A 25,238-nucleotide genomic window follows, 5' to 3' on the forward strand; every position below is an offset into this window, starting at 1 on the left:
GTTCAGCCTCCCTGCATCGGCGACAGCACTTCCAGCCGCATGCCGTCGCCAAGTAGCTGCGTTTCATAATGCGTGCGCGGCACAAACTCGCCGTCAATCGCGCTGGCCACGCAGGCGGGATCGAGCTGCTGTTCGTGCAACAGTGCCGCCAGCGTGCTGCTGCGGGTAGTGATGGTGCGCCCATTGAGGATAAGGGTGATCATGAATGCGACTCCTGTTTCAGTTGCTGCATCAGTTTTTCGGCCATGACTGGCGCCAGCAAAAAGCCGTGACGATACATGCCGTTGAGATAGAACCTGCCGTCCTGATAATGAATTTCAGGCACGTTATTGCTGAAGGCGGGACGCAAACCGGTGCCGCTTTCCAGCACGCGCGCTTCGGCCAGCGCCGGGTGAATCGTCCAGGCGGCGCTGAGCAATTCCATCATGGCGCGAGCGCTGATCGGGCTGCTGTCGTGGCTTTCGACCATGGTTGCGCCGAGCATGAAACGGCCCTCGTCACGCGGCACCAGATAACAGGGAAAACGGGGATGTAACAGGCGGATTGGCCGGGAAAACTGCACGTCGCAGCTCTGCAGGATCACCATTTCACCGCGTACGGCACGCAGCGAGGGCAAGGCTTGCGCGGCGTGAATGCCCCGGCAGTCGATGACCTTGCCAACCGGCTGCCCGCGGTGAAAATCTACGCCGCGCTGCGTCAGGGTTTCACGCAGCTGTTGCATCGCCTGCCGCGGATCGAGGTGCGCTTCATCAGCAAAAAACAAGCCGCGGGCAAAACGATTTTCCAGCTGCGGTTCCAGCGTGGCCGGTTCCACCCACTGATGAGCCTGCGTCATATCGGCGAAACGGATAAGCTCCTGGCGATCGCGCGGAGCAGCGAGCACCAACGTGCCATGATGCGTAACGCCGCTGACCCGCTGAGCCCACCAGCCCGCCGCGCGCTGGCCCCCTTCGGTCACCTGCGCAGGCGCGCTTTCGCCTTCACACCAGGGCGCCAGCATGCCGCCCGCCCAGTGCGATGCCGCAAGCCGTGTCTCATCGGTAATAATCTCAACCGATTCGCCCTGCTCTGCCAGCAATGTGGCCACACACAGTCCGGCAACGCCGCTGCCCAGCACTGACCACCGGCTCATTGCGGCTTGTCCAACAAGAAAAATAGGGAAGTAAAAAACAGCGTCACTTTGGCCTCTCAGCGTAACTGAGACCCGTGATACAAGAAGGGGAAAATGCGCGGACGGATGAATACAGCCCTTGCGGCAAGCCGCTGAAAAGCATCAGCGGCCCGTCTTCCTACGCCAGTATCAACTGGGTCAGGTTCTAAGGGTCGCTACGCCGCGAATCGCTCGCTAGTAGCCTCTCAGTCTCTTTGGCGAGACTCCCCTGACGGCTCTATTTGTAGGTTACGCGGCGGGTTGACGTCAAGCCCTGTAGGAAAATTCTGCTGCAATAAAAAAGCCCTCGCTCAGCGAGGGCTTCCAATGCGCAACGTGTTCAGGCAGAAATCAGTGCCCGATGCTGCTGCCCTGTACCGCAGGTGTTTTGCTTTTCAACAGCGTGGTCAGCGCGCTGATAACAAAAACATAGGCATACAGACCATTCAGGAACCACAGCGTTTTTTCTACGCCGATGGAACCGACCATCGGACCGGTCACCACGAAGGTCAGCATGGTGCCTACCGTGCCGCAGGTCAGGATGAAGTTTACCAGGCTCGGTGAAGCGGAACGCACCTGCAAGGTACCTAGCGTGATCAGCGTGGTGTAGATACCACTGGAGATAAAGCCAGCGGCGATCAGCGCATAGTTGGCGACTTCAAAATTGTCCGAGGTGATGGAAAGATAGATAAGCAGGCTGCTCAGCGCAGTCTGCGGGATCAGCACCACAATCGGGCGCAGGTATTTCAGGATCACGCTAAAGCACCACATACCGACCATATAGGCAGTCCAGAAATGTCCTACGGTGGCACCGGCATCGGCAATCGTCACATTAAAGCGCTCCATCACCGACTGCGGAATCCATGCCATCAGGCCAAGCTGGCCGAGAATATAGGCAAATGCCGCGGTAGAGATCAGGTAAACGCCCGGCCCCCATTTTTCGCCGCGGGTCACGCCGGTAGTCGCTGCTGCTGCCACCGCAGGTTTTTTCACCGCGGCCGCAAAATTAGCCACCAGCGACAGCAGAATAATGACCACGCCCATGGCGATAATGGCCGCATAAATCCACTGCCACGGCTGGTTGCGTACCAGAATATAGCCCGCCAGCATCGGAAACAACGTACCGGCCATGCTGAAGAACGAGTCGGTCAACAACAGTCGCGACGCACGCATACGCCCTTCGTACATATTGGCAATCAGCGAGGTGCCCACCGACATGGTGATGCCGCTGCTGACGCCCAGCAACAACATGCCAAAAGAGAAACGCGTCAAATCGTGATCGGCAAACAGCAACCAGAGTGCCAGCAGCAGCAGCACGCCCATAAAAATGAACTGTTTCTTCGCGCCGGTCTTTTTGAGCAGGAAAATATTGGCCGTGGTGGCCAGCAGGATACCGCTGTTCAGCCAGGTGAATATCATTCCCATTTCAGCCGCAGGCAGGCCAAAGTATTTTGCCAGGTCACCGAGCACAACGCCCGTCACGATGACGGTTGCCCCGGTAAAGCCATAGCAGAGAAAGCATATAATCAGCACCGGGTTAATTCTTTTAAACATATGCCACCTGTAAGTATTGAGCATGTGATGAACCGCAAAGGTCGGCAATTGACCTGAGTTATTCGCCCTGGTAAGAGAATTTTGGGTTGATGAATATATATCAAAAACAACGTTGTCCCTAATAAGGATGCGTCAACAATGCAACTTCCTGAGCCAGATCGCTTTCTGCTTTTTGTTGCAGCGCGTTGCATTCATAACGTGATCAAAATCCCATTTCTACACGTACGCTGCTGTATAATCACGCGCCCTCAAAATCAAATTTCAGCCAAATACAACGCCGTTGCGTATGGCCAGTCGAGTTGAATATTCTTCCTCGTTTACCGCACTTTTCTCTGGGGACTGATTACCGGGTCCAACCTAAACTGAGAGAAGAGACTCGCTATCCCGGTGCCAGGCTCCATTTGTTCACCGCTACATGATTACTCTCCCTCTGCTCAAAGCGAGAACACGTGAGACCCAGGATAACCTTTGATTAACTGCATTTCTGGCGGCAGTGCTACCGACAACGCTTCATATTCTGCTACGGAAATAAACATCAATTTATTTGAAAGACTTGAGCAAGATAATGGCCTTTTAAGCGTCAGACATCGCGCCTATGATAGTTTCCATCGAGGCAAAACGGCCTCAAAATTAAAAAATAACCTTGGGAATTCATCATGAAAAACATCAAAAAAATTGCAGCAGTTATCGTACTTTCTTTCGTATCAGCCAGCACCTTTGCTGCTTCACTGAGTGTTACTGCCCCTACGCTTGACGATGCAGAAGCGAAAATTGCTGCGCAGGCACAGGAAATGGGCGCCAGCTACAAAGTGACCAGCGCCTATTTTCAGAATGGCGTTTACATGACTGCCACGCTGACTAAATAACATCCTCTTTAAAAAAACAGCGTAGCCTCAGGCACGCTGTTTTTTTATTACCTGCCTCCCCTGCTTCCCGTCTCTTCTGCTTTAGCGCTCCATGCTTCCTTTCTCCCGTCGCGGGCGATAATCTGAAATCCCGATCTATCCTGCTTTGCAGTCGATACGACAGATGATAATGATTTGTATTGTGTTAATATCAAAACCCCGTTTTAAAATGATGTAAACAATGACGAACCTGCAGATCTTATGGTCGCCATTCCGCAGCGCAAACACGATCGCTGGCAGCAGTCACAGAGGCTGATTATGGAACGAATCGTATATGTGGTTGATGATGATAACGCGGTCAGAAAATCGATCGTCAGGTTGCTTCAGTCGGAAGGTTATAGCGCAATGGATTTTGCATCGGCCACGGCATTTATGTCGCATACGTTTTGCGACGCGCCAGGCTGTCTCATTCTCGATATGAATATGCCGGTTGCCGATGGTTTCGACGTCGTTGGCGCCCTCAAGCAAAGTGGCCGTGTACTGCCGATCATTTTTCTCACCGGTTACGGCACCATTCCCCTCTCCGTTCGGGCGATGAAAGCGGGCGCGCACGAATTTTTAACTAAGCCGGTCGCGTCTAATGTGCTTTTGCAAGCCGTTGAGGGTGCGCTTCAGCTTGCCACGCGCAATTCCAGTCATTGCCTGGAGAGCCACCAACTCCAGCAGCGTTTTCTTAGTTTGACCCGCCGCGAGCAGGAAGTGCTATGGCTGACTATTCGCGGATTATTGAACAAACAGATGGCGGCGGAATTGGGCGTCAGTGAGATTACCGTTAAAGTGCATCGTCGTCGGGTAATGGAAAAAATGCAGGTGCGTTCGCTGGCCGATCTGGTGCGCGCCGCAGAACGGTTACAGCCGACCGAAATCGCCTGAGACATAACACAAAAAAAAGAGGATGCCCTGGAGCATCCTCTTTTAATTTAGCCAGCCACGATCGTTCACTGTAATCAGCCACGCTTAGCGGGTGGGATGATTAACTTCCACAGGCCGCAAATCGAAAAACAGCACTTCCGCATTATCGCCCTGACTAAATGTCAGCGCATGTTCTTCACGAACGCGCGCACCATCACCAGCGGCGAACGGCAAACCGTTAATCACCACGCTGCCACGGGCAACGTGAATATAACCATAGCGGCCTTCACCGATCTCAATCGTATCCTGCTCATCGCCATCAAACAGACCGGCATAAATTTTCACATCCTGACGGATATGCAGGGCGTGTTCAGCGCCGTCCGGCGAGATGATCAACCGCAGCTTGCCGCGTTTTTCAGCATCCGGGACTGAGATTTGCTGATATCCCGGTTCGCCATTTTTCTCAGCCGGCACCACCCAGATTTGCAGAAAATGCACGCCATCGGTGGTGGAATGATTATATTCACTGTGCGTCACGCCCGACCCGGCGCTCATTAACTGAACATCACCGGGGACAATCACTGAACCCGTGCCCATCGAATCCTTATGTGCCAGCTCGCCCTGCAACACGTAGGAGATAATTTCCATGTTGCTGTGTGGGTGCGCACCGAAACCGCGACCGGCGGCGACACGATCGTCATTGATCACCAGCAGATCGGAGAAGCCAACCTGAGCCGGATCGCGATAGCCAGCAAAAGAGAAAGTATGACGTGAATGCAACCAGCCGTGATCGCCGGTACCACGTTGTGCAGATAATCTTTGCTCGATCATGATGCTTTCCTTAATGGTGTGAGGAAGTGCGTTTACGCTTCCGATGCATAAAGATTACCCGTAAACTCATTCCCTCAACAATGCCCTGACGCGGCAATCAGTGTCACAATTTGGTGGACAATATGCAGATTGAAGATCTTCGCATTTTTCTCGCGGTAGTGAATGCTGGAAGCTTTACCGCTGCGGCGGAACAGCTGCTGTTATCTAAACAATATGTCAGTCGCCGTATGGCGGCGCTTGAGGCTTCACTCGGTGCGCGGTTGGTCAGCCGTAATACGCGCAAGCTGTCGATAACCGATTCAGGTCTGGTTTTTGCCCGCCATGCACAGCGTATTCTGGATGATATTCAGGAGGCTGAACAGGCGGTCACCGAACGCCGTCACGATTTGCATGGTGCGTTCAGGATCAGCATGCCGATGTCTTTTGGCATGAGCCACCTTTCGCCGTTGATTGCCCACTTTCTGTGTCAGCACCCCGCCGTGCAGTTTCAGGTTGAGCTGGCCGATCGTTATGTTGATGTCATTGGGGAAGGTTTTGACATGGCGATCCGCATCGGCACGCTGGCTGATTCCACCCTGATTTCACGCTGGCTTGGCGAACTCAAGCGTGTGATCTGTTGCAGTCCCGATTATCTGGTACGTGAAGGAGAACCAGAGACCGCGGATGCATTAATCCATCATGCGTGTCTGCGCTATGGCAGAGAAGGTCAGCAAGGCTGGGAACTGATTCAGGATGGCAAACGCAAACTCGTCGACGTGCGCGGACCGATGGTGAGTAATAATGGTGAGATGCTGCGCGATGCGGCTATCGCCGGTCTGGGAATGGTGTTGCTTCCGGAGTTTATCGTCGGACCCGCGCTCAAAAGTGGCGAACTGGTTGCCGTGCTTGAAAACAGTTATCCCGCCTCACTCAATCTGCATGCTGTCTATCCTCAGCATCGTCAGCGCAGCGAAATTAATCGGGTTTTCCTTGATTATCTGGTAGAGGCGTTACGCAGTGCATAAGCCATTACAATGATGAGAATCCAGCTGGCCGCTACGAACTCACCGCCAGTACATTTTTTGGCAAAAGCAAAAACTGAAAAAGCGTCTATTATTAATAATAATCAGCATCATGATTAACGTACTGTCCCCCCTTACCGGATGGTAAAATTTTCAAATAAGGGATATCAAGGAAATGAAAAAAACAATTTTCGCCGTAGTGGTTGCCTCACTGTTTCTTGCTGGCTGCTCATCTAACCAGTCTCTGCAAACGACCGACGGCAAAACCATTGTAACTGATGGCAAGCCTCAGGTTGATAGCGATACAGGTCTGGTTTCTTACAAGAATGCACAGACCGGCAAGATTGAACAAATTAACCGTGATCAGGTTAAAAACATGAGTGAACTGGATAACTAACAATCAATCAGGAGATGACCATGAAGAAGATTATTTTACTGCCAGCGGCAGCGTTAATTTGTGTAGCAGCTCTCTCTGGCTGTACGCGTACCAGCTATGCTATCCACACTAACGACGGCCGCACTATCATCAGTGATGGCAAGCCAAGCGAAGCTGAGACAGGCCTGCTGGGCTACGTTGATGCAAATGGCGTGAAGCAACAAATCAACAAAAGCGATGTAAAAGCGGTCTCAGAAGTTCCGTAATAACCGTACATTGCCAGGCCCCTTCGGGGGCTTTTTTTTTGCCTGCTATTGATTCTCCCTTTTCGACAATTGTATTCCCCGCGCGTATTTTCACAACAGACAGTGCCATAGCTAAAGACTTATGAGCCAGGGTAATAACCTCTAGCGATGTTACCCCTCTAATCAAAGCCAGTTAATGCCGTTATGCTGTTTATCACTTATAGCGAATTAGCCAATGCCATTTGGCTATTCACCCTCATGTTAGCGGCTGACGAAACGCTGGGCATTCAGGCGTTTTTTATAGCAGGAGTAATGATGAAAATTATTCGTAGTGGTTCCGTTCCATCAGCATCCGGCCCGGACAATTATTTCACTGGCCGCGTCCGTATCGATGCCCCCTTTCAAACTGACGCACCAGCCAGAACCGGCGGGGCGACCGTTACTTTCGAACCAGGCGCGCGTACCGCCTGGCATACGCATCCTCTCGGCCAAACGCTGATAATCATTCACGGACAGGGCTGGATTCAGTGCGAAGGGGAAGAGAAAAAGATTATGAACCAGGGCGATATTGTCTGGATACCGGAAGGTATTCGCCACTGGCATGGTGCCACCGATAAAAATGCTATGTCACACATTGCGATCGCGGAATCGCTGGATGGCTCACCGGTAACCTGGCTGGAGCAGGTTAGTGATGAGGAGTATCGTAGTTAAATAGTGAAAATCAGGCTGAAACAGTGGCGATTTCAGCCTGAAATACTTTATAAAAAACCATATAATTCATTATATTAGCGATGAAATTAGCGTGGCGAACCTTCGCAATTTCAGGTGCTCATTTCCCCTGTTATCATGGTCGACGAACTTGAAACTTAAGATGATGATTCACACTCAACAGCAGCCTCTTTCAGCCACGTGATAAACCACGCCAAACGTGCAACAAAAACCGTCTTCTTAACACAAGGTGAATGGCTCTGCTTTAAAAAGTAATCCATCAACTCACGATGTTGCGGATAAACAGCAACGATTTTATCCACATGATCCTGAAGCGAATAAGGCCAGTCGCGATCGTCGCACTCTCGAAGAATGTTGGTGCTGCGAATCAATTTTTTAGCAGCAGATTTCTTAAGAGCGTATAACTCCACAGCGCATTTCGCAGCTTCTATACGTTTCAGGTAATCCACAAGCACGCTTTCGTAATCTCCGTTCACCGCTAACGCTATCTCCTTTGAAGGCGCAAAGTCGGCAAAGCCAGCGCTGAGATCGGCGCCATAAAGCGGACGGCAATGATGCCTCAACCAGTATCCCCAGCTGTACAAATTTTGTGGCGCCAGCACTTCATTGAGCGTTCCCATATCAACATCTATTTTGCGGACAACATCATGCTTTTGAGTAAGACGTGAAACCATTGCTTTCAACTGCGCCTGTTCAACGGCACTCAGCGGCTGAAAGAGAATCACGCAGATGTCCAGATCGGAATGTTCTGGGAGGGCACAGGTTTCTGCCACGCTGCCGTAAACGTAAACGCTGTGCAGATTATTGTTCAGGATTTGACGTAAGGTTTCTGGCACTGCGCTAAGCAATGGAATAAATTCTGGTTGAAATGGATCTGAGGAAGGCCGCCTTATAAAACAATCGGACGAGCAGGTCATAAAGACTCCTGGTTCACACGTGCTAAATGAAATGTTGGCGATTTCAGGCTGAAATTGTATCAGAATTGCCATTGCTTACATTAACTTAGCAGTGAAATTAAACTGGCGAGCACAGAGAGGGCAAGAAGGGAGAAAATCTCCCCTCATAAGCGCTGACGGCATGAGGGGAGAGAGAAGACTAGTCGGCGAGATGCTTTTTCAGGGTGGCGGCAATAACGCGATCGAGCTCATCCTGCAGCTCTTTAGACTGACGATTGAACTCATAGCTAAAGCTGCGTCCGCGGCTCTTCTTACGTGCGTAACGATCTTTATCGGCAAATGACCACAGCGATGTTGTCACCGCTTTCTCTTTTACCGACCGCTTAAGCAGCGCAGCGCTCTCAGCACGCACATAACGTAAGATGGCATTTTTGATTTCATCATCGGCCAGGTTTTCGCTCGCCCGAACGTCATCGACTTTTCCTGCTAAACCATCAATCAGCGTATCCAGCGTCTGGCCAGACTCCTGTAGCTGTTCACAGGCAATTAGCAACGCCTTATAGTCAGGATGCGTCAATTCAGCATGGTTCGGAAACAGCGCTAACAATTCGCCGGGTACGCTGGCCGCCTGTAATGCGCGCGTCACTTTGGCGGGTGACAGTCCCTGGCTCTGTGCGATCTCTTTTTGGCTCAGACCACCCGCCTTGAGCGCCAGTAAACGCATGCCGATCTCACGCAGACTGTGCTCACGGGCGGTTTGAATATCCTGCGCCAGTTTTCTCGCTTCTTCAGCCGAGATATCAGCATCTGTCACCAGGATATTCAGCCCGGTTTTGCAATGAAGTGCGGCGGCACGGCGACGTGAACCATCAAGAATTTCAACCTGCTCGCCGCGACGAATACCGATCGCCGGGAAGAACTGCTGCAAACGGATAGTGCGGATAATATCCTTCAGCGACTCTGGGGTTAAGCCGGCCTGATCGCGGCCGTTAGTGTCAGTATCGACAAAGGTCTTTTCTTCAATCTCTTTAGCCGCCACGCGCTCGAAGCGAAAGTCTGCTCGCTTGCCGGTGTACAGCACGAAGGTCTGTACAGGATTACTGCTGTCTTCCGTTTCCACCGGCGTTTGACTAAACGTCCGGCCAATAGTAATTCTTTTCGCACTCATGATGACCTCAGTTCAGTCGGATAAATTCAATACGATCAAAAACCGCTTTAGCGAAATCTTCAGCAGCGGAGCGAGCATTTTTCAGTGCTTCACTGCTGCCAACATAGGTCGCGGGATTAGCGGATATAACCGTATCAAACGATTCTCCGCATCGCTCAAAACCATCCAGGCGCGGCAGCGCAGCATCCAGCATATCTCCGCCAAAAATTTCTTTTGCCAGACTGTGGCACAGCTTGTGGTCGGCCTTGTTGGAGAGCTTGGACATAAAGCCAATGTTGCCTTGCAGGCGACAGGCCGCGCCGGAGTCCTCGATGATCGAAATCAGTTCAGGCAGGCGCGTCAGGTATTTTAAGGTGGAATGAAAATCAACCTGAGCCGGGGGCACTGGCGTTAGCAGTAAATCAGATGCAGCGATGGCGTTTTTAAGAAAGGCATCCAGATGCGGGCCGCTATCAACAAAAATGAAATCGTAATCGTCTTTCAGTTTAGCAATGACATTTTCATACAGAACGGTATGCACGTTTTGGCCCGGCAAATGTTCTGCACACAGCTCATCCCAGCGTGAAGCAATAAAGGCATCGTCAATGGAAGCTGGCAGGACATCGACACCAGGCACGATAGAAGGCGCAATAAACTCCGCTTTGAGTTCTTCACCGCTGACGTTTTGCAGCATCGCCTGTGCGGCAGTGGCTTCCACTAAACCTACCGAACGTTCGTGATTCAAAAACATGGTGGCTGAGGATTGCGGATCAAGATCGATAACCAGAATTCGCAAATCTTCGCAGAGCAGGTGAGGATGGGCGCGCAACGCATGCGCCAGCGAGACTGTTGAAACCGTTTTTGATACGCCACCTTTTAGATTGCCGATGAACAGCGTATAGGCACCATCGTGACGATCGCGATACTTGGGAACGCCGCGATGATGATAGATATCGATAATATTTTGAATGGAGATAGCATATTTGGTTGAGCTGCCAGCGGCACGTTTATCAAATACGTAACCATTTTCTTCCATTTCATTAACGGCATAATCAACACTGGCGCGCGTCAGCTTAGGCAGTTTAGCCAGCGCCGCTTTAGCGTAAACTTGGTAAAAGGTGTTTTCACGTAATTCTGCTTTTTGTGCCTGAATTTGATCCGTCAATGAATGCAACATTTTCTCAGAGCGCTGGGCAACTTTCAGCACCTGCTTTTCATCAATTCCCATACATGCCTCATATATGTAGCTTTTTCACCTTTATACATAATTCCTGCATGTATGACAACATTAGACTTAGAAGAAGCTACGTCAGAAATTATCCTGAATGCACATTACTGACCGATTACCAAAACATTCACTGTAATGAGCAGAGCAGTGAAAGAAGGGGGTACTCAAGGTGTCATACATTCACTGTAATGAGTAAATATCGCCGTGAGCATAACGTTCACTGTAAGGAGCAGATTTGCTTTCTCAATAACATTCACTGTGATCAGCAAAAGCAGGAAAAGCGCGGGCAGGGGAGGCGAATAAAGTGTACGCCAGCGTCGTTAGCGCTGCCGAGCCGGTTAAAAACACTCATCACAGTGAATGTTACTCATTGCAGTGAACATGCGAACCATCAAAAAACCACTGTGCCTGAGGGTTTTGAAATGCTGCTCATTACAGTGAACGTTAGTGAAAGCGCACATTTTACTGATTACAGTGAACGTTACTGATTACAGTGAATGATCAGCCGCCCAGCAGTGCTCATTACAGTGAACGTTTGGAATGAGGTCATGCTGCAAGCAGCGCTGCTCATTACAGTGAACGTTTAGCAGAAGGGATTAAGCACTCATTACAGTGAACGTTTGCCGATTACAGTGAATGCTATCGACATCAGCTCACGCTCATTATAGTGAATGCTCTAACTTGATGGCTTTGCAACTTATTGATAATAAAGGAAATTTTACTCTTCAACTGGGAAGTCAGTAAACTCAGCGATATCTTCAATCGACTGAATACCATCCAGCTTAGGCATGCGATTATGGATAATGAAATAGACGGCACGGCCACGCTTCACTTCGGTGTAATCGAGGTAGCCAATCTCCTGCAACTGCTCCATTGCACGACGCACCACATGGTTTTGCGTGGTGGTCTTGGAGGCCAGATTGAGGCGCATACGCAGACGAGCAAGGGAAACGGGTGCCGGATTGGCTGGAAGGCTCTCCAGATAGGTATAGAGCGCCTGTGCGGACTCTTTGCGCTTCAATCGGGAGATAGCCCGGAGCTGCAGCAAAACCTTGTGGTCGAAGTTGTAGAGCTCAAACAGCTTGGGATCGGCCTGAATACGCACGATGTCTTTTTCACGATCGTAATAGGCGGATTGCACAAGGTGCGTGTGATAGGCTTTGCCGTTGCCTTCAAAGGAGAGCGTATTGGTGGCGATGCGACGTAATGAAGCATCGAGCCTTTTACGCAGCGCCGCTGATGAACTGGAAGAGGGGATACCGCACATCTTCACGAAATCAACAAAAGGCAGCGTCACCGTATCGCCTTTGCAGGGATAGCGGGAAAACGACTGAATAATCCCGGCCCAGGTCTTAAAATCGTTATCCATATCCAGCCGGGCGCCGGTTATGGTGATCTTCTCATAACCTTCCGCTTTCACCAGCGTTAAGTTCTTGAGTTCTTTAGTGGCATCGGTAGAAGCCATCGCACCTGATTTGCCGCGGGCCGTGGACTTTAGTGTCGGCACAAACAGCCCAAGACGCATCAACGCGACAGGCTGAACGGTATTATTTTTATTGGGATGAAGCTGAATAACTTCACCATTATGTTTGGTCACTGACAGAAAAGGATCAATCAATCCTTTGTTTTCATTGATATTATCTGCCATGGCTTCGGATCTTCTTTTTGTGGATGGAAAAAGCAATGTCCTGATTATAGTGAACATTAGCACTGTTTACAGTGAACATACCACTCTTTATAGTGAACACTGTGCTGATTACAGTGAACAGTTTACTCATTACAGTGAATGCGATCACCCTCTCAGCCCTTGGTATGTCTGGCCTGAGACGATCAGGGATCTCTTTGGATCTATTCAGGAACTATAAGGATCTTATATTAGGATCTATTCACTGTATAAGTGGATAAGTTTTACCCGTTTCCGCTCGACATTAACGTGAAAGCATCGCTATTGAGCAACCGCGATATGGCGCTTCCTCACGCCTTCGTCATAAAACTGACTCAGTCGCTTGCGGCGAGCGCTACGGATACCTACTGCGGCATAAGCTGATGTAGCAATCTGTTTAAAAAAGCACCCAACATTGACAGTAATAAGCAGATCCTTCTACGAACGATTGCAGAGATGCAACACAGGATCATAGTGGCGATCGCATTACGATCTTGGAAAAGGATCGGGCCAAATCGTACGACGCATTAATGAATGCCTCCGATCAAGATCGTTATGGGCCAGATGAGGGTAAAGAGAGGCTCTGTAAGGAACCCACGGAGTTGCAAAGCGCGTTTTGATGTCAGGAGTAACGTTTTGCTCAACATTGCTCAAAAGGCAGCAAGCGCGCGCTTTTAGCAATAAAACAAAATATGTACGGATCATGGCTTTTCTGGAGGGTAAGGATGGATTTTTCAGCCATACACTTTGTTTCAGCACAAACAGCAGCAGATTGTCATCAGTTTGCCACCAAAAGCGTAAAAAATAGTCAGCCAGCCAAATACCGAGCGGTCAACGGCATGACTTTTAAACACTTAGCGTGCTCATTTTTCTCAGCCCTGTTCGCTTAACCAGAGAAAATTCAGTTTTATACTTTTTCATACACAGCCTATCCCCATTTTCTGTGGATAACTTTCTGCTGTTTTCGCTGTGGATCCCTGCTGCAAGCAGCTCAGCATAACAATAAGTAAATTCACTTATTTTTGCCGGGGCCATAAAAAAGCCCCCGCACAAGGCGAGGGCAGTTTGATACATCGGGCTTATTACAGCGCCATATCGTGCTGTGGGCTGTTAGTGGCTTCTTTTTTCTTAGGCTCAGCTGCCGGAGCAGGCGCACCCTCTTTCATATTAATGACCGGTGGTTTGGTGAGCTGCAGCGTAGCTGCCGTCTCGTCCCATACTTTCTGCGTCAGCGCAGTATTACCGTTCAGCGTTTCACCATAGCTCGGCACAATCGTACGGATTTTGCTCTGCCATTCAGGCGAGTTGAACTGTTCAGGGAACAGCTTCTTCATCACATTGATAGAGATGGGTGCCGCAGTAGATGCACCAGGCGATGCGCCTAACAGTGCAGCCAGCGTTTTCTGCTGATCGGTCACAATTTCAGTTCCCAGTTTCAGCACGCCACCTTTCTCAGCGTCTTTCTTGATGATCTGTACACGCTGACCCGCCTGGATCAATTTCCAGTCTTCTTTACGTGCAGAAGGGTAGTACTCTTTCAGCGCAGCAAAACGATCGTCATCACTTAACATCACCTGGCCGATCAGGTATTTCACCAGATCAAAGTTATCCAGACCCACATCGGTCATAGGAATGACGTTTTTAGTGGTGGTGGTGCCAAGCAGATCCATGAAAGAACCGTGCTTCAGGAACTTGGTAGAGAAAGTGGCGAAAGGTCCAAACAGCACCACGCGTTTTCCATCAAGGAAACGCGCATCAAGATGCGGTACAGACATTGGCGGTGCACCTACCGATGCCTGACCATACACTTTCTCGCCGTGCATTTTGGCAATCTCTGGATTTTCGCTTACCAGGAAAGATCCGCCTACCGGAAAACCTGCATAGTTATCTGCTTCAGGAATGCCAGTTTTCTGCAGCAGTTTTAGTGCGCCGCCGCCAGCACCAATAAAGACGTATTTCGCATCAATATTGTGCTCTTTACCGCTTTTCACGTCGGTCACGGTGACATGCCATGAATTATCGGCATTGCGTTTAAATGCCGTGGCTTCCGTTGAGGTTTCCAGCGTGAAGTTATCTTTCTTCTTCAGGCTGCCAACCAGCTGGCGCGTGATCTCACCGTAGTTAACGTCAGTACCAACCGGCGTCCAGGTTGCTGCCACTTTCTGATTAGGATCGCGACCTTCAATGATCAGCGGCGCCCATTTTTTGATCTGATTCTGATCGGTAGAAAATTGCATACCCTGGAACAGGGTCGTGTGTTGCAGCGCTTCATAACGCTTGGTCAGGTAATCGACGTTGGTGTCGCCCCAGACAAAGCTCATGTGCGGTGTGGAGTTAATGAACGAGTGCGGATTATCCAGCACGCCGCGCTTAACCTGAGATGACCAGAACTGGCGAGAGATCATAAAGGCTTCGTTGATCTCCAGCGCTTTGCTGACGTCAATCGAACCATCGGCGCGCTGTGGCGTGTAGTTCAGTTCCATGTTGGCTGAGTGGCCAGTACCGGCGTTGTTCCAGCCGTTAGAGGATTCCAGCGCCACGCCATCAAGTTTTTCAACCATTAACTGTTTCCAGTCGGGCTGAAGTTCCTGCAGTAAGGTGCCTAAAGATGCACTCATAATACCGCCGCCGATCAGTAACACATCGGTTTTCTCCGTTGCGTTTTCAGCATGAGCGGTAGAGCAGAGCAGGGCCAAAAGGGAAATAACGGGAACAAATTTCTTAGGAGTTTGTGACATGTAGGCAGCTTTGATAAACAATTATTGAATAATGAAAATTTATTTTATCGCAATTGTTAACAATTTAAAATCATATTTACTCACATTTCAGTGACCTTGCGTTTACAGATGAAAAATAAGAAGTAAGTGATTGTTATTATTTTAATTAATAAAAACCCTGTTATTTATAATGTTAACAAGTTTGATTCAATTTTAAGCTTGATAAGTCAAATTTATGACCACGATCTGGCACTGCTCTTGAACAGAATTTATATCGTTTTGGCCGTAACAATCGCGGAGTGAATATATTACGCAGTATCATCTGATTAAGAGTGACGCTATTTTGCTTTGAACAAGCCAATAGACGTCAAAAGAGAAATGAAGATGAAACATTAAATTAATGTTAAATACTATGCTAATTAGCGCCTTATCGCTTCTCAGGTCCAGCTGTGACTGGAGTGTAAAAAACATCCTCATCTCATCGCTTGCTTATTGAGCTGTTTCAACCAGACTTCTTCTCTTACATCTACCAGGTTTCATCTTTATTACAGCTCGATTGCCCGGCATTACAGGCTGAGCGGAGATCAAACACATAAAGAAGGAGGCATTATGGCAGCGCAGAAGAAAGAGTCAGCATCGGGCAGCAATGTCCTGACGTTTCCCGCAAGACCCGCCATGAACGAGGTGGCAGAGCAGCCGACCAGGCAGCGAGAGCTGGAAATTGAAATCCTTGCACTGATGCAAACGTTGGAATCAGAAGCCGATCCCGTTGAGCAGAAGCGCATTCGCGCTCAGCTCTGGCAGGCGGTAAAAAACGGTAGAGCAGAGTAAGAGATGTTGGCCGAAAATTTTCAGGTTGTCTCTTTTCGGTCAACCCAATCCGCTGTGGTCTGAGCTGCCATCTGTTTTATGCAGTTCCCTCTATAGACCTGTCAGCATTGTCGTCGTGCACGGCAGAACAAAACCGTCCGTATTATTATTAAGTTGAAATAAACATTGCGTAGTAAGTCCGACCATGGCTTAATAGCGTCATCGGTTTGGAACACAGACCTTATGAACGCAGTTTTAGTAAAGCAGTCCTCAGCTCAAGTGTTATCCTTTGATATCCTTCTTCGTGAGCCTCCTCCTAAGTGCCAAGTAAGTTTCTCTCTGCGATACAGGCCATCTTTCGCCGCTTTAAGTGGCTCATAAATAAAGGAAATATCACATGTCTGATACAATGACTGGTACAGTAAAATGGTTTGATGCTGGTAAAGGTTTTGGCTTTATCACTCCTCAGGACGGCAGCAAAGATGTATTCGTACATTTCTCTGCAATCCAGAGCGATGATTACAAAACTCTCGACGAAGGCCAGACCGTGACCTTCACCATCGAGAAGGGCGCTAAAGGCCCATCAGCTGCAAACGTTAAAGCTATCTAATATATCGACCGCTGTATCTGTGATAACGGCTTAGCCTGAGCAGATAAGCAACGATATAAGCGACAAAACCCGCCTCGTGCGGGTTTTTTGTTTTTTTCGAACGGCTGTTTACCGCCGCATGATGATCTTAACCTTCTGATTTTGCCCGCCGCTCGCTATCCGCCTGACCCTTACTGACCGACCTTTCGATAAATCACCTCAAGTTCAGCCTCAGAGATGGCCTGTTCATCGGTGAAAAGAGCCTTAACCTGTGAACAAAATTCGGCAAAGTTCTGCACGTGCGTTTCTCTGCGCGTTTCGCCATGCGTGGTCTGGCGCAAATCAGACATATTTACCTGAACGCCATCTATGATTCTCGCCATCAGCAGATGATGACGAAAATGTGATTGTGGCCAGGTCGATACAAAATGATTGGCAACCACAATATCCACGGCTTCGCACGCGCGCTGATGGAAGCGATACATCGGACGCGCCTTATCGTTCAGGTTAGCCGCCAGCAACCAGTCGCCACTATCGTCTTGTTTCAGGATAAAACCGTGCTGTTCTCCCGGTTCAAGCAACAGCGGCCGGGTAAGGCTGACGCCACCAAAACCGACATCAGCAAGATATTGCCTGCCTTGCAGTTCCACCAGCAACACCATATGCGTTTCAGGTGATGCCGTGTTCTCCGCTGCGCCCCACACCACTCTTGCCAGATGGGTGGAAACATTAAAGCCCATCGCTTCGAGCATCAGCCTGAACAGCGTATTGTGCTCAAAACAGTAGCCGCCACGCCGGTTAATCAGCAACTTTTCAATAACATCCGCAGGCTCGATGCTGATCGGCTTGCCGAGTAAGACGTCGATATTCTCAAACGGCAGATGTTGAACATAGAACTGCTGAACGCCTGCAATGCAGGAAGGTCGGCAGACATGTCTGGCGTAAAAGAAAAAGTGTCGCAAAAACGTTGAAGCGCGGATTGAGCATGCATGAGCGTTAACCTGTAGCCAAAACGCTATGATAAAACCCTTTTTAGCCAGCATTTTTCCATGCGTGCGCTAAGGTAATGAACGGAAAATTTCAGGGAATATCATGACACTCACGATTCGCAAGGCTGACCAGCAAGACAAAAGCGTATTACATCGGCTGGGTGCTGAGATTTATCGCGCTCATTTCGCCCATCTTTGGCAGTCAGCCAGCGAGCTGGATGCCTTTTTGGCAGCGGATTATGGTCTTGCGCAGCTGGAATCCAGCCTTTCTGACGATAATGTCAGCTGGTGGATAGCGGAAAATGCCCATCCGGTGGGCTTTGCAAAAGTCACCTGGTCCGCCGAAATACCGAACAGCGAGCTCTCGGGTGTGATGTTGAATAAACTTTATCTGCATCCAGCTGAAACGGGAAGCGGCAGCGGTAAACAGATGTTTGACCAGGTTGTCACGCTGGCACGCGAGCAACAGCGGCCCATGTTATGGCTGGAAGTCTTGCAGCAGAACCGGCGAGCGCAGCAGTTTTATGCCGCCCGGGGCATGAAAACGATCCGCGAAGTGACGTTCAGCACCGCGTCACAGCAAAGTGTCGTCTGCATTATGGCAATGGATCTGTGAGGAACAACTCTTGTTAGCGAGGATCGAGCCGCTTTGCCAGACAGATCGTCTCCTCACGGCCAACATAATCGCCATAATTATCGATGATGTTATAGCCCTGACGGCGGTAAAACGCCACGGCGCCGCTGTTAATAAGGCGGGTCGCCAGCCAGATATCGCAATAGCCCAGCAGCAGGGCATTATTTTCGAGGAAGCGCATCAGCGCTGCGCCGGTGCCGGGGATTTCTCCTGTGGAAAAGACCCTTTTTACTTCAGCGGTGGATGCCGAAAGCGGCCTGATCGCACCACACCGTGATGATTGCGAGCCAGTGCCCATAACGCGCGCGGCGCACTCAGCGTATCGGAAGAGAAATGGCCTTTGCCCTCATCGCCGGTAATGTCGGCTAACACCGCAGAGAGCTGTGCGATAAGCCGCTGCGATTCCGCCGATGTCGGATCGGATTTTTCTATCGATATCATTACCGCACTCAGCTCCACGCAAAAAAGTCTCTGTGCACAATATCATCGCACTGACCCCATCAGCAAAATGCCTCCGAGGTAACATCATGCTGTTAGAAACCCTGATTGCACTGGAACGCTCGCTGCATGCTGAAAAGCGCAAAGATGCTGGCTGGCTTGACGCGATTCTGCATGCTGATTTTCACGAAATTACCCGTTCCGGCACCTCGGTAAGCCGCGCCGAGACGCTAAGTGCGCTGATTAATGAACCGGTACATCAACCGATCGCTGGCACTGATTATCAGCTGGTGACAGTGGCGTCGGGTCACGCGCTGCTGCATTACCACTCCGATAATCAGGACGGAACGCGCAGCACGTTACGCACTTCATACTGGGTCATGAATGACGCCTCACGCTGGCAGCTCTTTTTTCATCAGGGCACGCCCGCTGCGGAATGCTGAACCAGAAGGAAAGGAAATGTTTATTGCGGTATACCGCTTCACTGTTATTCCCGGTAAAGAAGCGACCTTTGAAGCAGCATGGCTGAAGCGAACCCAGGAATCTACTTGCGCCTCGGCAGTCTCGGTTCCCGCTTGCATCGTCAGGCCAATGGCGATTACATCGCTTATGCGCAGTGGCCTTCGCGTGAAACCTGGTTAAATGCGGACAGCGAGCACCTTGATGAGCACTACATGCGTGCCCGAGATGACGTACAGCGCTGTCTGCTCAGCGATGAAACGCTGTTTGAATGGGGCGTGGTTGAGGACTATTTGCAGATCAGAGCTTTTAAATAACGCTGGCAAGCCGGTACAGCCCCCTAAAACCGGCTAACTCTGCGGCGCCTGGCTAATTTCCCGAGCACGGTGGCAAGGCGAGAGGGCGATCGACCTGAAGTCGCACTGCGCATCATTGTCGCCTCTGGCAAATCAATTCGCTGCACATACCATCAACGGCTGCGCTCAGCATCAGCTGACTGGCCAGACGTCTGCAGCCGGCGAGCAGATGCGCAGCACCTGCGGCGGAAAGCACTGCTGATGAAATCGCCCGGCTGCGCTCCAGCCGCAGGTAATCCGTTCTTCCTCAACCGTCATTACTACCATCAGCCGCCAGCGCCCTTTCTGCTTTACCACCATGCCAGGCATAAACATCGTCACTCCTCCCCGGCGAGCGGCCCGGGCGGATGGGTCTTCAACACCGAGCGGACGATAAAGGCGTTAGCAGCGCGCAATGTTGCAATATCGGGCTGAATCTTGCCATACACGCGCATGCCTTCAAGCATCATAAAGATCGCTTCCGCCATCGCCTGCGCATCTTCATCCGATCTAAAAACCTGCTGCTGCTGTCCCTGACGCAAAATAGCGGTCAGGCGGCTAACGATGCCGTGAAACATCATCTCAATTTTACGGCGCACATCATCATCGCCGGGCAGCATTTCGTTTGCGGCGGCAATGGAAAAACAGCCTTTTTCGCCATCGGGGCCGGTTGATAGCAGCGCCCCAAAATCCAGCGTTTCGCGCAGGGCGGCTTCAGGAGAAAGCGAGGCCTCGCGCTGGTGAAGGCGTGTCAGCCCGGCTTCCATATAGTGCTGAAGCGCCGCGAGAAACAGGCTGCGCTTATCAGGATAAAGTTTGTAGATGCTGGCGCTGGCAAGGCCCGAAGCCTTCTTCAGTTCAGCCAGCGAGGTGGCGTGATAGCCGTTTCGCCAAAAAGCGTGCAGCGCAGTATCAAGAAACGCCTGGGGATCAAATTGTCGCGGCCGTCCGGCTGTTTTCTTCATCATCGATTATCACCTGAACAAATGTGCAATCATTGTAGATCGATCAATCTACAATGTGAAAGCACACTTTTGCATAAGGTTATCCGCGTTGACTGCCCGCCAGCGGCCAGCGGCAGTTAGCTGACGATATCAATCTGTTCGATAGCGGTATAAATCTTAAGGCCCCGTTTTTTTGCCACTTCGATATCCATATCGGCACCTTTCGATGCGCCCGCGATACGAAAAATCGCATCGCATCGGCTAATCAGGCGATGGGCAACCGGATAAAGCATCGACTCGGCAATCTCATCATCCAGGCGCTGAGAACCGGCAGCGTGAGCCAGCGGCAGCGCCAGCCATTCGCCAATCACCGGCACATGGCCCGCCTGATAAACCTGCAGGGCGGCCGCTTCCAGGCGGGCTAAATTTTGCTGGATTAATACAGGATCGCCCTGCGTGCCACTGCGATAAGGACCGGCAATCAGAATTAGCTGTGCGTGCATGATGAACCTCGCATGATGCCTTTCAGGGCAACGTATTGAATGAGCATGATGGTTTTTGCATCGGTGATTTCACCGTTCTCAATGGCGTTGAGCGCGTCAGCCCAGGCCATTTCCACCACTTCGATATCTTCTCCTTCGTCACGGATGCCGCCGCCGCTTCCGGCGCGATGGCTGGCGTCATATTCCGCGATAAAGAAATGCAGCTTTTCCGTTACCGAGCCGGGACTCATAAACGCCTCAAACACCTTTTGTACCTGTTCGATGCGATAACCGGTCTCTTCCTCCGCTTCAGCTTTGATGCGCACTTCCGGCGCTTCGTTATCCAGCAGGCCGGCGGGCACCTCCAGCAGCAAGCCAGAATGGCCATTGACCCACAGTGGACAGCGAAACTGGCGGGTGAGAATCAGCGTTTGTCGGGCAAGGTTGTAGAGCAGGATGGCCGCACCGTTACCACGATCGTAGACTTCACGGCTTTGACGCTGCCATTCACCGTCCCGGCGCGGATAATCGAAGGTATATTTCTTTAACGAATACCAGTCGTCGGATAACACTTCACTTTTTATCATGCGTACTTTTGCACGTTCAGATTGCATAAAACCCCCTTAATCCGTAGAATTTGCATCATAGTGCGCATAAACGTGCAAACACAAGCAATATCGTGCAAAGGAAATGACCATGCTAACGTCGCAACGTAAGAAGCTCATCCTCGACAAGCTGGCCGCAGCGGGCCAGGTGCTATCACGACAGCTCAGCGAAGAGTTTGACGTTTCAGAAGATACCGTACGGCGGGATTTGCGCGAGCTGTCGGCGGAAGGATTACTGCAGCGGGTGCACGGCGGCGCCTTGCCTGCCTCAGCGGCCGTGGTGACCTTTTCGGAACGCAAAAACGTGCAGCTGGATGCCAAGCGCATCATCGCTAAAAAAGGGGCCGAACTGATCGCCGAAGGGCAGGTGGTGATCATTGATGGCGGCACCACTACCGCCGAGCTGATCACCTTTTTTCCCCGGAATCTGCGTTTTACCGTGGTCACGCACAGCCCCAGTGTGGCGCTTGGGCTGGCAGATTATCCGTTAATCGAGGTGATCATTATTGGCGGCCAGCTCTATAAACATTCGCTGGTGGCGGTAGGTGCCGCGGCGATGGAAAGCATCGCGCATATTCGTGCCGATATTTTCTTTATGGGCGTAACCGGCATTCATGTGGAAGCGGGATTAAGCACCGGCGACTATGCGGAATCGTGTATCAAGCGAGCGCTGTCTGCCCGGGCAGCTGAAACCGTAGTGCTGGCGTCAGCGGAGAAGCTCAACAGTGCCTCAGCGTGGGTCATCGGCGACATCAGCATGGTGAATACGCTGGTGGTCGCAGCCGAAACCTCTGAACAGGTGCTGAAACCCTTCGCCGCAGCAGGCCTGAGCGTCATTAAAGCCTGAAGTCATTAGTCGGCGGCTACCGTCTGTTCGTGGGTAACCGGCAAGTGGTAAAAGCCGCTGAAGGTGGCCGCATCAAGGCTCTCTCCCTGCTGCGCATCAAGACTAAAAATGTCGGGGCCGTCGCGGCGCGCTTCGGCACGGCCGGGCAGAATATGCCGATAGATATCAGCCTGCATTGCCACCATTTCGTTGATATTACCGTCGAAGCGAAAACGCAGGAATCGGCCATCCACCGGCGTTTCCTGCCGTTGCGCTTCGCCGTCGATGTCGCAGTAAAACGTCAGCACAAACCGGATGCTGTCGGTCATCCCGGCCGGTTCATAGCGCTCGGCGATGTAACGTGGCTTTTTCCCCATCAGCTGACCCTCGGCGCTTTGCAGAGCGCGCTGCAGATGCTGAGCATGAAATGCCGGGTTGCCCAGCGTTTCACTGGGGCAAATATAGCTGAAGGTTATGCCCTGCAGCGGAGGCAGCGTCAGGGAAACCACTTCCGGCTGCGGCAGGCTGTCACAGTTGTCGTTAAGGCTCGGCTGCAAGCCGCCGAAATGCCAGTCGCGGGAGACGCGATACTGTCCCGGCGGCATGCTGAAATGGCGGCCAAAGGTGCGGGTATGGGTTTGCTGATTGCTAAATCCGAAACGTTCAGCTGCATCGATCACCGGCATATCGGTCATTTTCAACAGGATGGCCGATTCTGACAGGCGGCGCTGACGAATGTAGGTGGCGAGATTAATGCCGGTTTCCTGCAGGAACAGCCGCTGCAAATACCATTTGCTGTAGCCCGCTTTGCTGGCCACCTCATCCAGCATAATTTTTTTATCCAGATTCTGCTCAATCCAGACGATAAGATCGCGCGTAAAGCTTTTCATTATTCACCCTGGGGTTATTCGCTGAAATAATAAAAACATTCTGAAATGCGCATTAAATTTATTGTATTAATGAAAAGGTTGTGAGCAATAAGCACGTTCACCTTTCCTGCGGCATTCCAGCAGAAAATATATAGCAAAAATAACAAACTACCAATCTTTGCCGATGAAAATGCATTATTTTCAACTCGCTGAATGTAAAGTGAAAACCTATCTGCGTACGGCGCTATCGCCGCCGCGGCTGGCCGCTTATTTATTAATTTCACAGCGGTTTTCTTTCTGCACTAATATCAACTGAGGCAGCCGCAGTTATTATCATAAATCGGATAATGACGCAGAGAAAAACAGGAGCCCTGATGAGTTTGCAGGTGGTGTGGTTCAAGCGCGATCTGCGCACGTACGATCATGAAGGGCTGTTTCGTGCCTGTCGCGGCGGGCCGGTGCTCTGCCTCTATGTCATTGAACCGGAATACTGGGCGCTGACCGACACCAGCAATCGACAGTGGCGCTTTGTGCGTGAATCGTTGGCGGATTTGGCGCAGCAGCTGGTGAACATGGGCGGCAAATTACAGGTCGTGTCCGGCGATGTCACCGATGCGCTGATTGGCCTGAAACAACGTCACGGCGTATTTACCCTGCACAGCCATGAAGAGACCGGCAATCTCTGGACTTATCAACGCGATCTGGCGGTAGCCGCCTGGTGCCGTCGCGAAGGCTGCAACTGGCAGGAATATGCGCAGAACGGCGTGTGCCGTCCGGTTTCACGTCGCCGCGAGCGTTTCAAGGCGCACTGGCAGCGCTGGGCGGCGCGGCCGCTGTTTCCGGTTTACGAACATGCCCATTTTGTGGATGACTATAGCGGGCTGACGCCGACGCAGTGGCCGGAAAACGTCTGCGACGAAGACGATCGCTGCGATGGCCGGCAGCCCGGCGGACGCCATGCGGGTCTGGCTATTCTGCACGATTTTCTGCATCGTCGCGGCGAAAGCTACAGCGGCTCGATCAGCTCGCCGATCACCGCCGAAGCGAGCTGCTCACGGCTTAGCCCGCACATCGCTTACGGCACGTTAAGCCTGCGGGAGATTGTGCAGCGGACTCAGCAGGCGCGCGAGCATGCGGCCTCGGCAAAATGGAGCCGGAGCCTGGCGGCTTTCGCCACGCGGCTCGAATGGCACTGCTACTTTATGCAAAAGCTGGAAGATCGCCCTGACATTGAGCATAACGCGGTGGTGCCGCAGATGGGCGCATTGAACCGACCTTATGATCGGGTGCGTTTTGAGGCCTGGCAACAGGGCCGAACCGGCTGGCCACTGGTCGATGCCTGCATGCGCTACCTGCACCATTACGGCTGGATAAATTTTCGTATGCGCGCCATGTTAGTTTCCGCTGCGACCTGGTCGCTCTCCCTGCCGGGCAGGCCGGTGGCGGAATGGCTGGCGCGGCAGTTTGTTGACTTTGAGCCTGGCATTCACTATCCGCAGATCCATATGCAGAGCGGCACCTCAGCGCATACCGTGCTGCGTATCTACAATCCGGTGACCCAGGCGCGTAATCTCGATCCCGATGCCCGGTTTGTGCGTGAATGGGTGCCTGAACTGCGTAACGTCAGCGATGCGTGGATTTTTGAACCCTGGCTGATGTCCGCTAACCTGCGCAAACAGGCGGGCTGGACCGATGAAGGTGGTTATCCGCTGCCGCTGGTGGACTTTACGCAGGCTCACCGACAGGCCAAAGCAGAGGTGGCGGCGCTGCGGCTGGCGCACGGTATTCAGCCAGACAGGCCAGTTCGTGAACGCACCAGCGCTAAAGCACCAGCACGAAACGGCGTGAAGAAGCCAAAAAAGCGCGCGGTGAACGCCTCCGGTCAGCTCGATCTGTTTTAGTCCGGCGCTTTTGCCTGCTGAACAGATAACCGCCTTGCCACCATAAACCTTTCTCCGGCCATG

The 25,238-nt window shown here is 51.3% G+C and carries 30 protein-coding genes and 1 riboswitch; of the genes, 13 read left to right on the forward strand and 17 right to left on the reverse strand.

Going from position 1 to position 25,238, the window contains the following annotated elements; all coding sequences use genetic code 11:
* Window positions 1-2: 2 nt before the first annotated feature.
* The 3 genes from thiS to tsgA form a co-directional block, all read right to left on the reverse strand.
* Window positions 3-203, reverse strand: coding sequence for a sulfur carrier protein ThiS (thiS, locus tag ACJY2L_RS06275; protein ID WP_439213248.1), 201 nt, complete (start codon window positions 201-203; stop codon window positions 3-5).
* Complete coding sequence (locus ACJY2L_RS06280) at window positions 200-1,132, reverse strand: FAD-dependent oxidoreductase (RefSeq protein WP_439213249.1); 933 nt, start codon at window positions 1,130-1,132, stop codon at window positions 200-202. Before ACJY2L_RS06280 ends, thiS begins: the two co-directional genes overlap by 4 nt.
* Window positions 1,133-1,269: 137 nt before the next feature.
* Window positions 1,270-1,391, reverse strand: a riboswitch (TPP riboswitch).
* A gap of 110 nt (window positions 1,392-1,501) precedes the next feature.
* Entirely contained in the window at window positions 1,502-2,704 is a 1,203-nt protein-coding gene (tsgA, locus tag ACJY2L_RS06285) for an MFS transporter TsgA (RefSeq protein ID WP_067436578.1), read from the reverse strand.
* A 656-nt stretch (window positions 2,705-3,360) separates the two neighbouring features.
* On the opposite strand from tsgA, the gene ACJY2L_RS06290 reads away from it, so the two are divergent.
* The gene (locus ACJY2L_RS06290; RefSeq protein ID WP_439213250.1) at window positions 3,361-3,570 is read left to right on the forward strand and encodes a DUF1471 domain-containing protein; all 210 of its coding nucleotides are present in this window, start codon (window positions 3,361-3,363) and stop codon (window positions 3,568-3,570) included.
* 297 nt (window positions 3,571-3,867) lie between these two features.
* Window positions 3,868-4,482 (forward strand): response regulator transcription factor, encoded by a 615-nt coding sequence (locus ACJY2L_RS06295; RefSeq protein WP_439213251.1) that lies wholly within the window; start codon window positions 3,868-3,870, stop codon window positions 4,480-4,482.
* Window positions 4,483-4,566: 84 nt separating this feature from the next.
* Here ACJY2L_RS06295 and ACJY2L_RS06300 read toward each other — a convergent pair whose 3' ends face one another.
* The gene (locus ACJY2L_RS06300; protein WP_225701793.1) at window positions 4,567-5,292 is read right to left on the reverse strand and encodes a pirin family protein; all 726 of its coding nucleotides are present in this window, start codon (window positions 5,290-5,292) and stop codon (window positions 4,567-4,569) included.
* A 122-nt stretch (window positions 5,293-5,414) separates the two neighbouring features.
* On the opposite strand from ACJY2L_RS06300, the gene ACJY2L_RS06305 reads away from it, so the two are divergent.
* The 4 genes from ACJY2L_RS06305 (at window position 5,415) to ACJY2L_RS06320 (ending at window position 7,625) form a co-directional block, all read left to right on the forward strand.
* Window positions 5,415-6,296: a LysR substrate-binding domain-containing protein gene (locus ACJY2L_RS06305; RefSeq protein WP_439213252.1), complete on the forward strand. Its 882-nt coding sequence runs from the start codon at window positions 5,415-5,417 to the stop codon at window positions 6,294-6,296.
* Between the two features lie 172 nt (window positions 6,297-6,468).
* On the forward strand, window positions 6,469-6,690 hold the full coding sequence (locus tag ACJY2L_RS06310; protein WP_067436567.1) for a YgdI/YgdR family lipoprotein: 222 nt from the start codon (window positions 6,469-6,471) through the stop codon (window positions 6,688-6,690).
* A 20-nt stretch (window positions 6,691-6,710) separates the two neighbouring features.
* Window positions 6,711-6,935: a YgdI/YgdR family lipoprotein gene (locus ACJY2L_RS06315; RefSeq protein ID WP_067436565.1), complete on the forward strand. Its 225-nt coding sequence runs from the start codon at window positions 6,711-6,713 to the stop codon at window positions 6,933-6,935.
* 294 nt (window positions 6,936-7,229) lie between these two features.
* On the forward strand, window positions 7,230-7,625 hold the full coding sequence (locus tag ACJY2L_RS06320) for a (R)-mandelonitrile lyase (protein ID WP_187485508.1): 396 nt from the start codon (window positions 7,230-7,232) through the stop codon (window positions 7,623-7,625).
* A gap of 155 nt (window positions 7,626-7,780) precedes the next feature.
* Here ACJY2L_RS06320 and ACJY2L_RS06325 read toward each other — a convergent pair whose 3' ends face one another.
* From ACJY2L_RS06325 to mqo, 5 genes are all read right to left on the reverse strand, one after another.
* Complete coding sequence (locus ACJY2L_RS06325; protein WP_439213253.1) at window positions 7,781-8,560, reverse strand: nucleotidyltransferase domain-containing protein; 780 nt, start codon at window positions 8,558-8,560, stop codon at window positions 7,781-7,783.
* Window positions 8,561-8,738: 178 nt separating this feature from the next.
* Entirely contained in the window at window positions 8,739-9,707 is a 969-nt protein-coding gene (locus ACJY2L_RS06330; RefSeq protein WP_067436556.1) for a ParB family protein, read from the reverse strand.
* 7 nt (window positions 9,708-9,714) lie between these two features.
* Window positions 9,715-10,914, reverse strand: a complete 1,200-nt coding sequence (locus ACJY2L_RS06335) for an AAA family ATPase (RefSeq protein ID WP_067436554.1) — start codon at window positions 10,912-10,914, stop codon at window positions 9,715-9,717.
* Window positions 10,915-11,632: 718 nt separating this feature from the next.
* Window positions 11,633-12,562 carry a RepB family plasmid replication initiator protein gene (locus ACJY2L_RS06340; protein WP_067436552.1) on the reverse strand — a complete coding sequence of 310 codons (930 nt, stop codon included), beginning with the start codon at window positions 12,560-12,562 and terminating at the stop codon, window positions 11,633-11,635.
* Between the two features lie 1,097 nt (window positions 12,563-13,659).
* Complete coding sequence (gene mqo / locus ACJY2L_RS06345; RefSeq protein ID WP_439213254.1) at window positions 13,660-15,315, reverse strand: malate dehydrogenase (quinone); 1,656 nt, start codon at window positions 15,313-15,315, stop codon at window positions 13,660-13,662.
* A gap of 588 nt (window positions 15,316-15,903) precedes the next feature.
* Between mqo and ACJY2L_RS06350 the strand changes: the two genes are divergently transcribed.
* Both ACJY2L_RS06350 and cspE read left to right on the forward strand, forming a co-directional pair.
* A complete protein-coding gene (locus tag ACJY2L_RS06350) occupies window positions 15,904-16,125 on the forward strand; it encodes a hypothetical protein (RefSeq protein ID WP_439213255.1) in 222 nt (73 codons plus the stop codon).
* Between the two features lie 376 nt (window positions 16,126-16,501).
* Window positions 16,502-16,714 carry a transcription antiterminator/RNA stability regulator CspE gene (gene cspE / locus ACJY2L_RS06355; RefSeq protein ID WP_067436543.1) on the forward strand — a complete coding sequence of 71 codons (213 nt, stop codon included), beginning with the start codon at window positions 16,502-16,504 and terminating at the stop codon, window positions 16,712-16,714.
* Between the two features lie 170 nt (window positions 16,715-16,884).
* On the opposite strand, the gene ACJY2L_RS06360 is transcribed toward cspE, so the two are convergent.
* Window positions 16,885-17,655: an arylamine N-acetyltransferase family protein gene (locus ACJY2L_RS06360; RefSeq protein ID WP_439213256.1), complete on the reverse strand. Its 771-nt coding sequence runs from the start codon at window positions 17,653-17,655 to the stop codon at window positions 16,885-16,887.
* Window positions 17,656-17,785: 130 nt separating this feature from the next.
* Here ACJY2L_RS06360 and ACJY2L_RS06365 point away from each other — a divergent pair, with 130 nt between their 5' ends.
* A complete protein-coding gene (locus ACJY2L_RS06365) occupies window positions 17,786-18,298 on the forward strand; it encodes a GNAT family N-acetyltransferase (RefSeq protein WP_439213257.1) in 513 nt (170 codons plus the stop codon).
* A gap of 13 nt (window positions 18,299-18,311) precedes the next feature.
* Here the strand turns inward: ACJY2L_RS06365 and ACJY2L_RS06370 are convergent, their stop codons facing one another.
* Together ACJY2L_RS06370 and ACJY2L_RS06375 are read right to left on the reverse strand one after the other, a co-directional pair.
* Window positions 18,312-18,497 carry a hypothetical protein gene (locus ACJY2L_RS06370; protein ID WP_439213258.1) on the reverse strand — a complete coding sequence of 62 codons (186 nt, stop codon included), beginning with the start codon at window positions 18,495-18,497 and terminating at the stop codon, window positions 18,312-18,314.
* A gap of 47 nt (window positions 18,498-18,544) precedes the next feature.
* Window positions 18,545-18,757: a hypothetical protein gene (locus tag ACJY2L_RS06375; protein ID WP_439213259.1), complete on the reverse strand. Its 213-nt coding sequence runs from the start codon at window positions 18,755-18,757 to the stop codon at window positions 18,545-18,547.
* A gap of 86 nt (window positions 18,758-18,843) precedes the next feature.
* Here ACJY2L_RS06375 and ACJY2L_RS06380 point away from each other — a divergent pair, with 86 nt between their 5' ends.
* A complete protein-coding gene (locus tag ACJY2L_RS06380) occupies window positions 18,844-19,197 on the forward strand; it encodes a DUF4440 domain-containing protein (RefSeq protein ID WP_439213260.1) in 354 nt (117 codons plus the stop codon).
* Between the two features lie 105 nt (window positions 19,198-19,302).
* On the forward strand, window positions 19,303-19,530 hold the full coding sequence (locus ACJY2L_RS06385) for an antibiotic biosynthesis monooxygenase (RefSeq protein ID WP_439213261.1): 228 nt from the start codon (window positions 19,303-19,305) through the stop codon (window positions 19,528-19,530).
* 171 nt (window positions 19,531-19,701) lie between these two features.
* Here the strand turns inward: ACJY2L_RS06385 and ACJY2L_RS06390 are convergent, their stop codons facing one another.
* The 4 genes from ACJY2L_RS06390 to ACJY2L_RS06405 all read right to left on the reverse strand — a co-directional run bounded on the left by ACJY2L_RS06390 (window position 19,702) and on the right by ACJY2L_RS06405 (window position 21,588).
* The gene (locus tag ACJY2L_RS06390; RefSeq protein ID WP_225701801.1) at window positions 19,702-19,884 is read right to left on the reverse strand and encodes a hypothetical protein; all 183 of its coding nucleotides are present in this window, start codon (window positions 19,882-19,884) and stop codon (window positions 19,702-19,704) included.
* 2 nt (window positions 19,885-19,886) lie between these two features.
* Window positions 19,887-20,513 carry a TetR/AcrR family transcriptional regulator gene (locus ACJY2L_RS06395; protein ID WP_439213498.1) on the reverse strand — a complete coding sequence of 209 codons (627 nt, stop codon included), beginning with the start codon at window positions 20,511-20,513 and terminating at the stop codon, window positions 19,887-19,889.
* Between the two features lie 116 nt (window positions 20,514-20,629).
* Complete coding sequence (locus ACJY2L_RS06400; protein WP_439213262.1) at window positions 20,630-20,995, reverse strand: NUDIX hydrolase; 366 nt, start codon at window positions 20,993-20,995, stop codon at window positions 20,630-20,632.
* On the reverse strand, window positions 20,980-21,588 hold the full coding sequence (locus tag ACJY2L_RS06405) for an NUDIX domain-containing protein (RefSeq protein ID WP_439213263.1): 609 nt from the start codon (window positions 21,586-21,588) through the stop codon (window positions 20,980-20,982). The genes ACJY2L_RS06400 and ACJY2L_RS06405 overlap by 16 nt, the downstream gene beginning before the upstream one ends.
* 82 nt (window positions 21,589-21,670) lie before the next feature.
* Between ACJY2L_RS06405 and ACJY2L_RS06410 the strand changes: the two genes are divergently transcribed.
* The gene (locus tag ACJY2L_RS06410) at window positions 21,671-22,426 is read left to right on the forward strand and encodes a DeoR/GlpR family DNA-binding transcription regulator (protein WP_264289912.1); all 756 of its coding nucleotides are present in this window, start codon (window positions 21,671-21,673) and stop codon (window positions 22,424-22,426) included.
* 5 nt (window positions 22,427-22,431) lie between these two features.
* Here ACJY2L_RS06410 and ACJY2L_RS06415 read toward each other — a convergent pair whose 3' ends face one another.
* Window positions 22,432-23,295, reverse strand: a complete 864-nt coding sequence (locus tag ACJY2L_RS06415) for a helix-turn-helix domain-containing protein (RefSeq protein ID WP_439213264.1) — start codon at window positions 23,293-23,295, stop codon at window positions 22,432-22,434.
* A gap of 353 nt (window positions 23,296-23,648) precedes the next feature.
* On the opposite strand from ACJY2L_RS06415, the gene ACJY2L_RS06420 reads away from it, so the two are divergent.
* On the forward strand, window positions 23,649-25,175 hold the full coding sequence (locus tag ACJY2L_RS06420; RefSeq protein ID WP_439213265.1) for an FAD-binding domain-containing protein: 1,527 nt from the start codon (window positions 23,649-23,651) through the stop codon (window positions 25,173-25,175).
* The last annotated feature ends 63 nt before the right edge of the window (window positions 25,176-25,238 follow it).

The organism is Duffyella sp. Ts4 (genome assembly GCF_051851875.1).
Lineage (GTDB): Bacteria > Pseudomonadota > Gammaproteobacteria > Enterobacterales > Enterobacteriaceae > Duffyella > Duffyella gerundensis.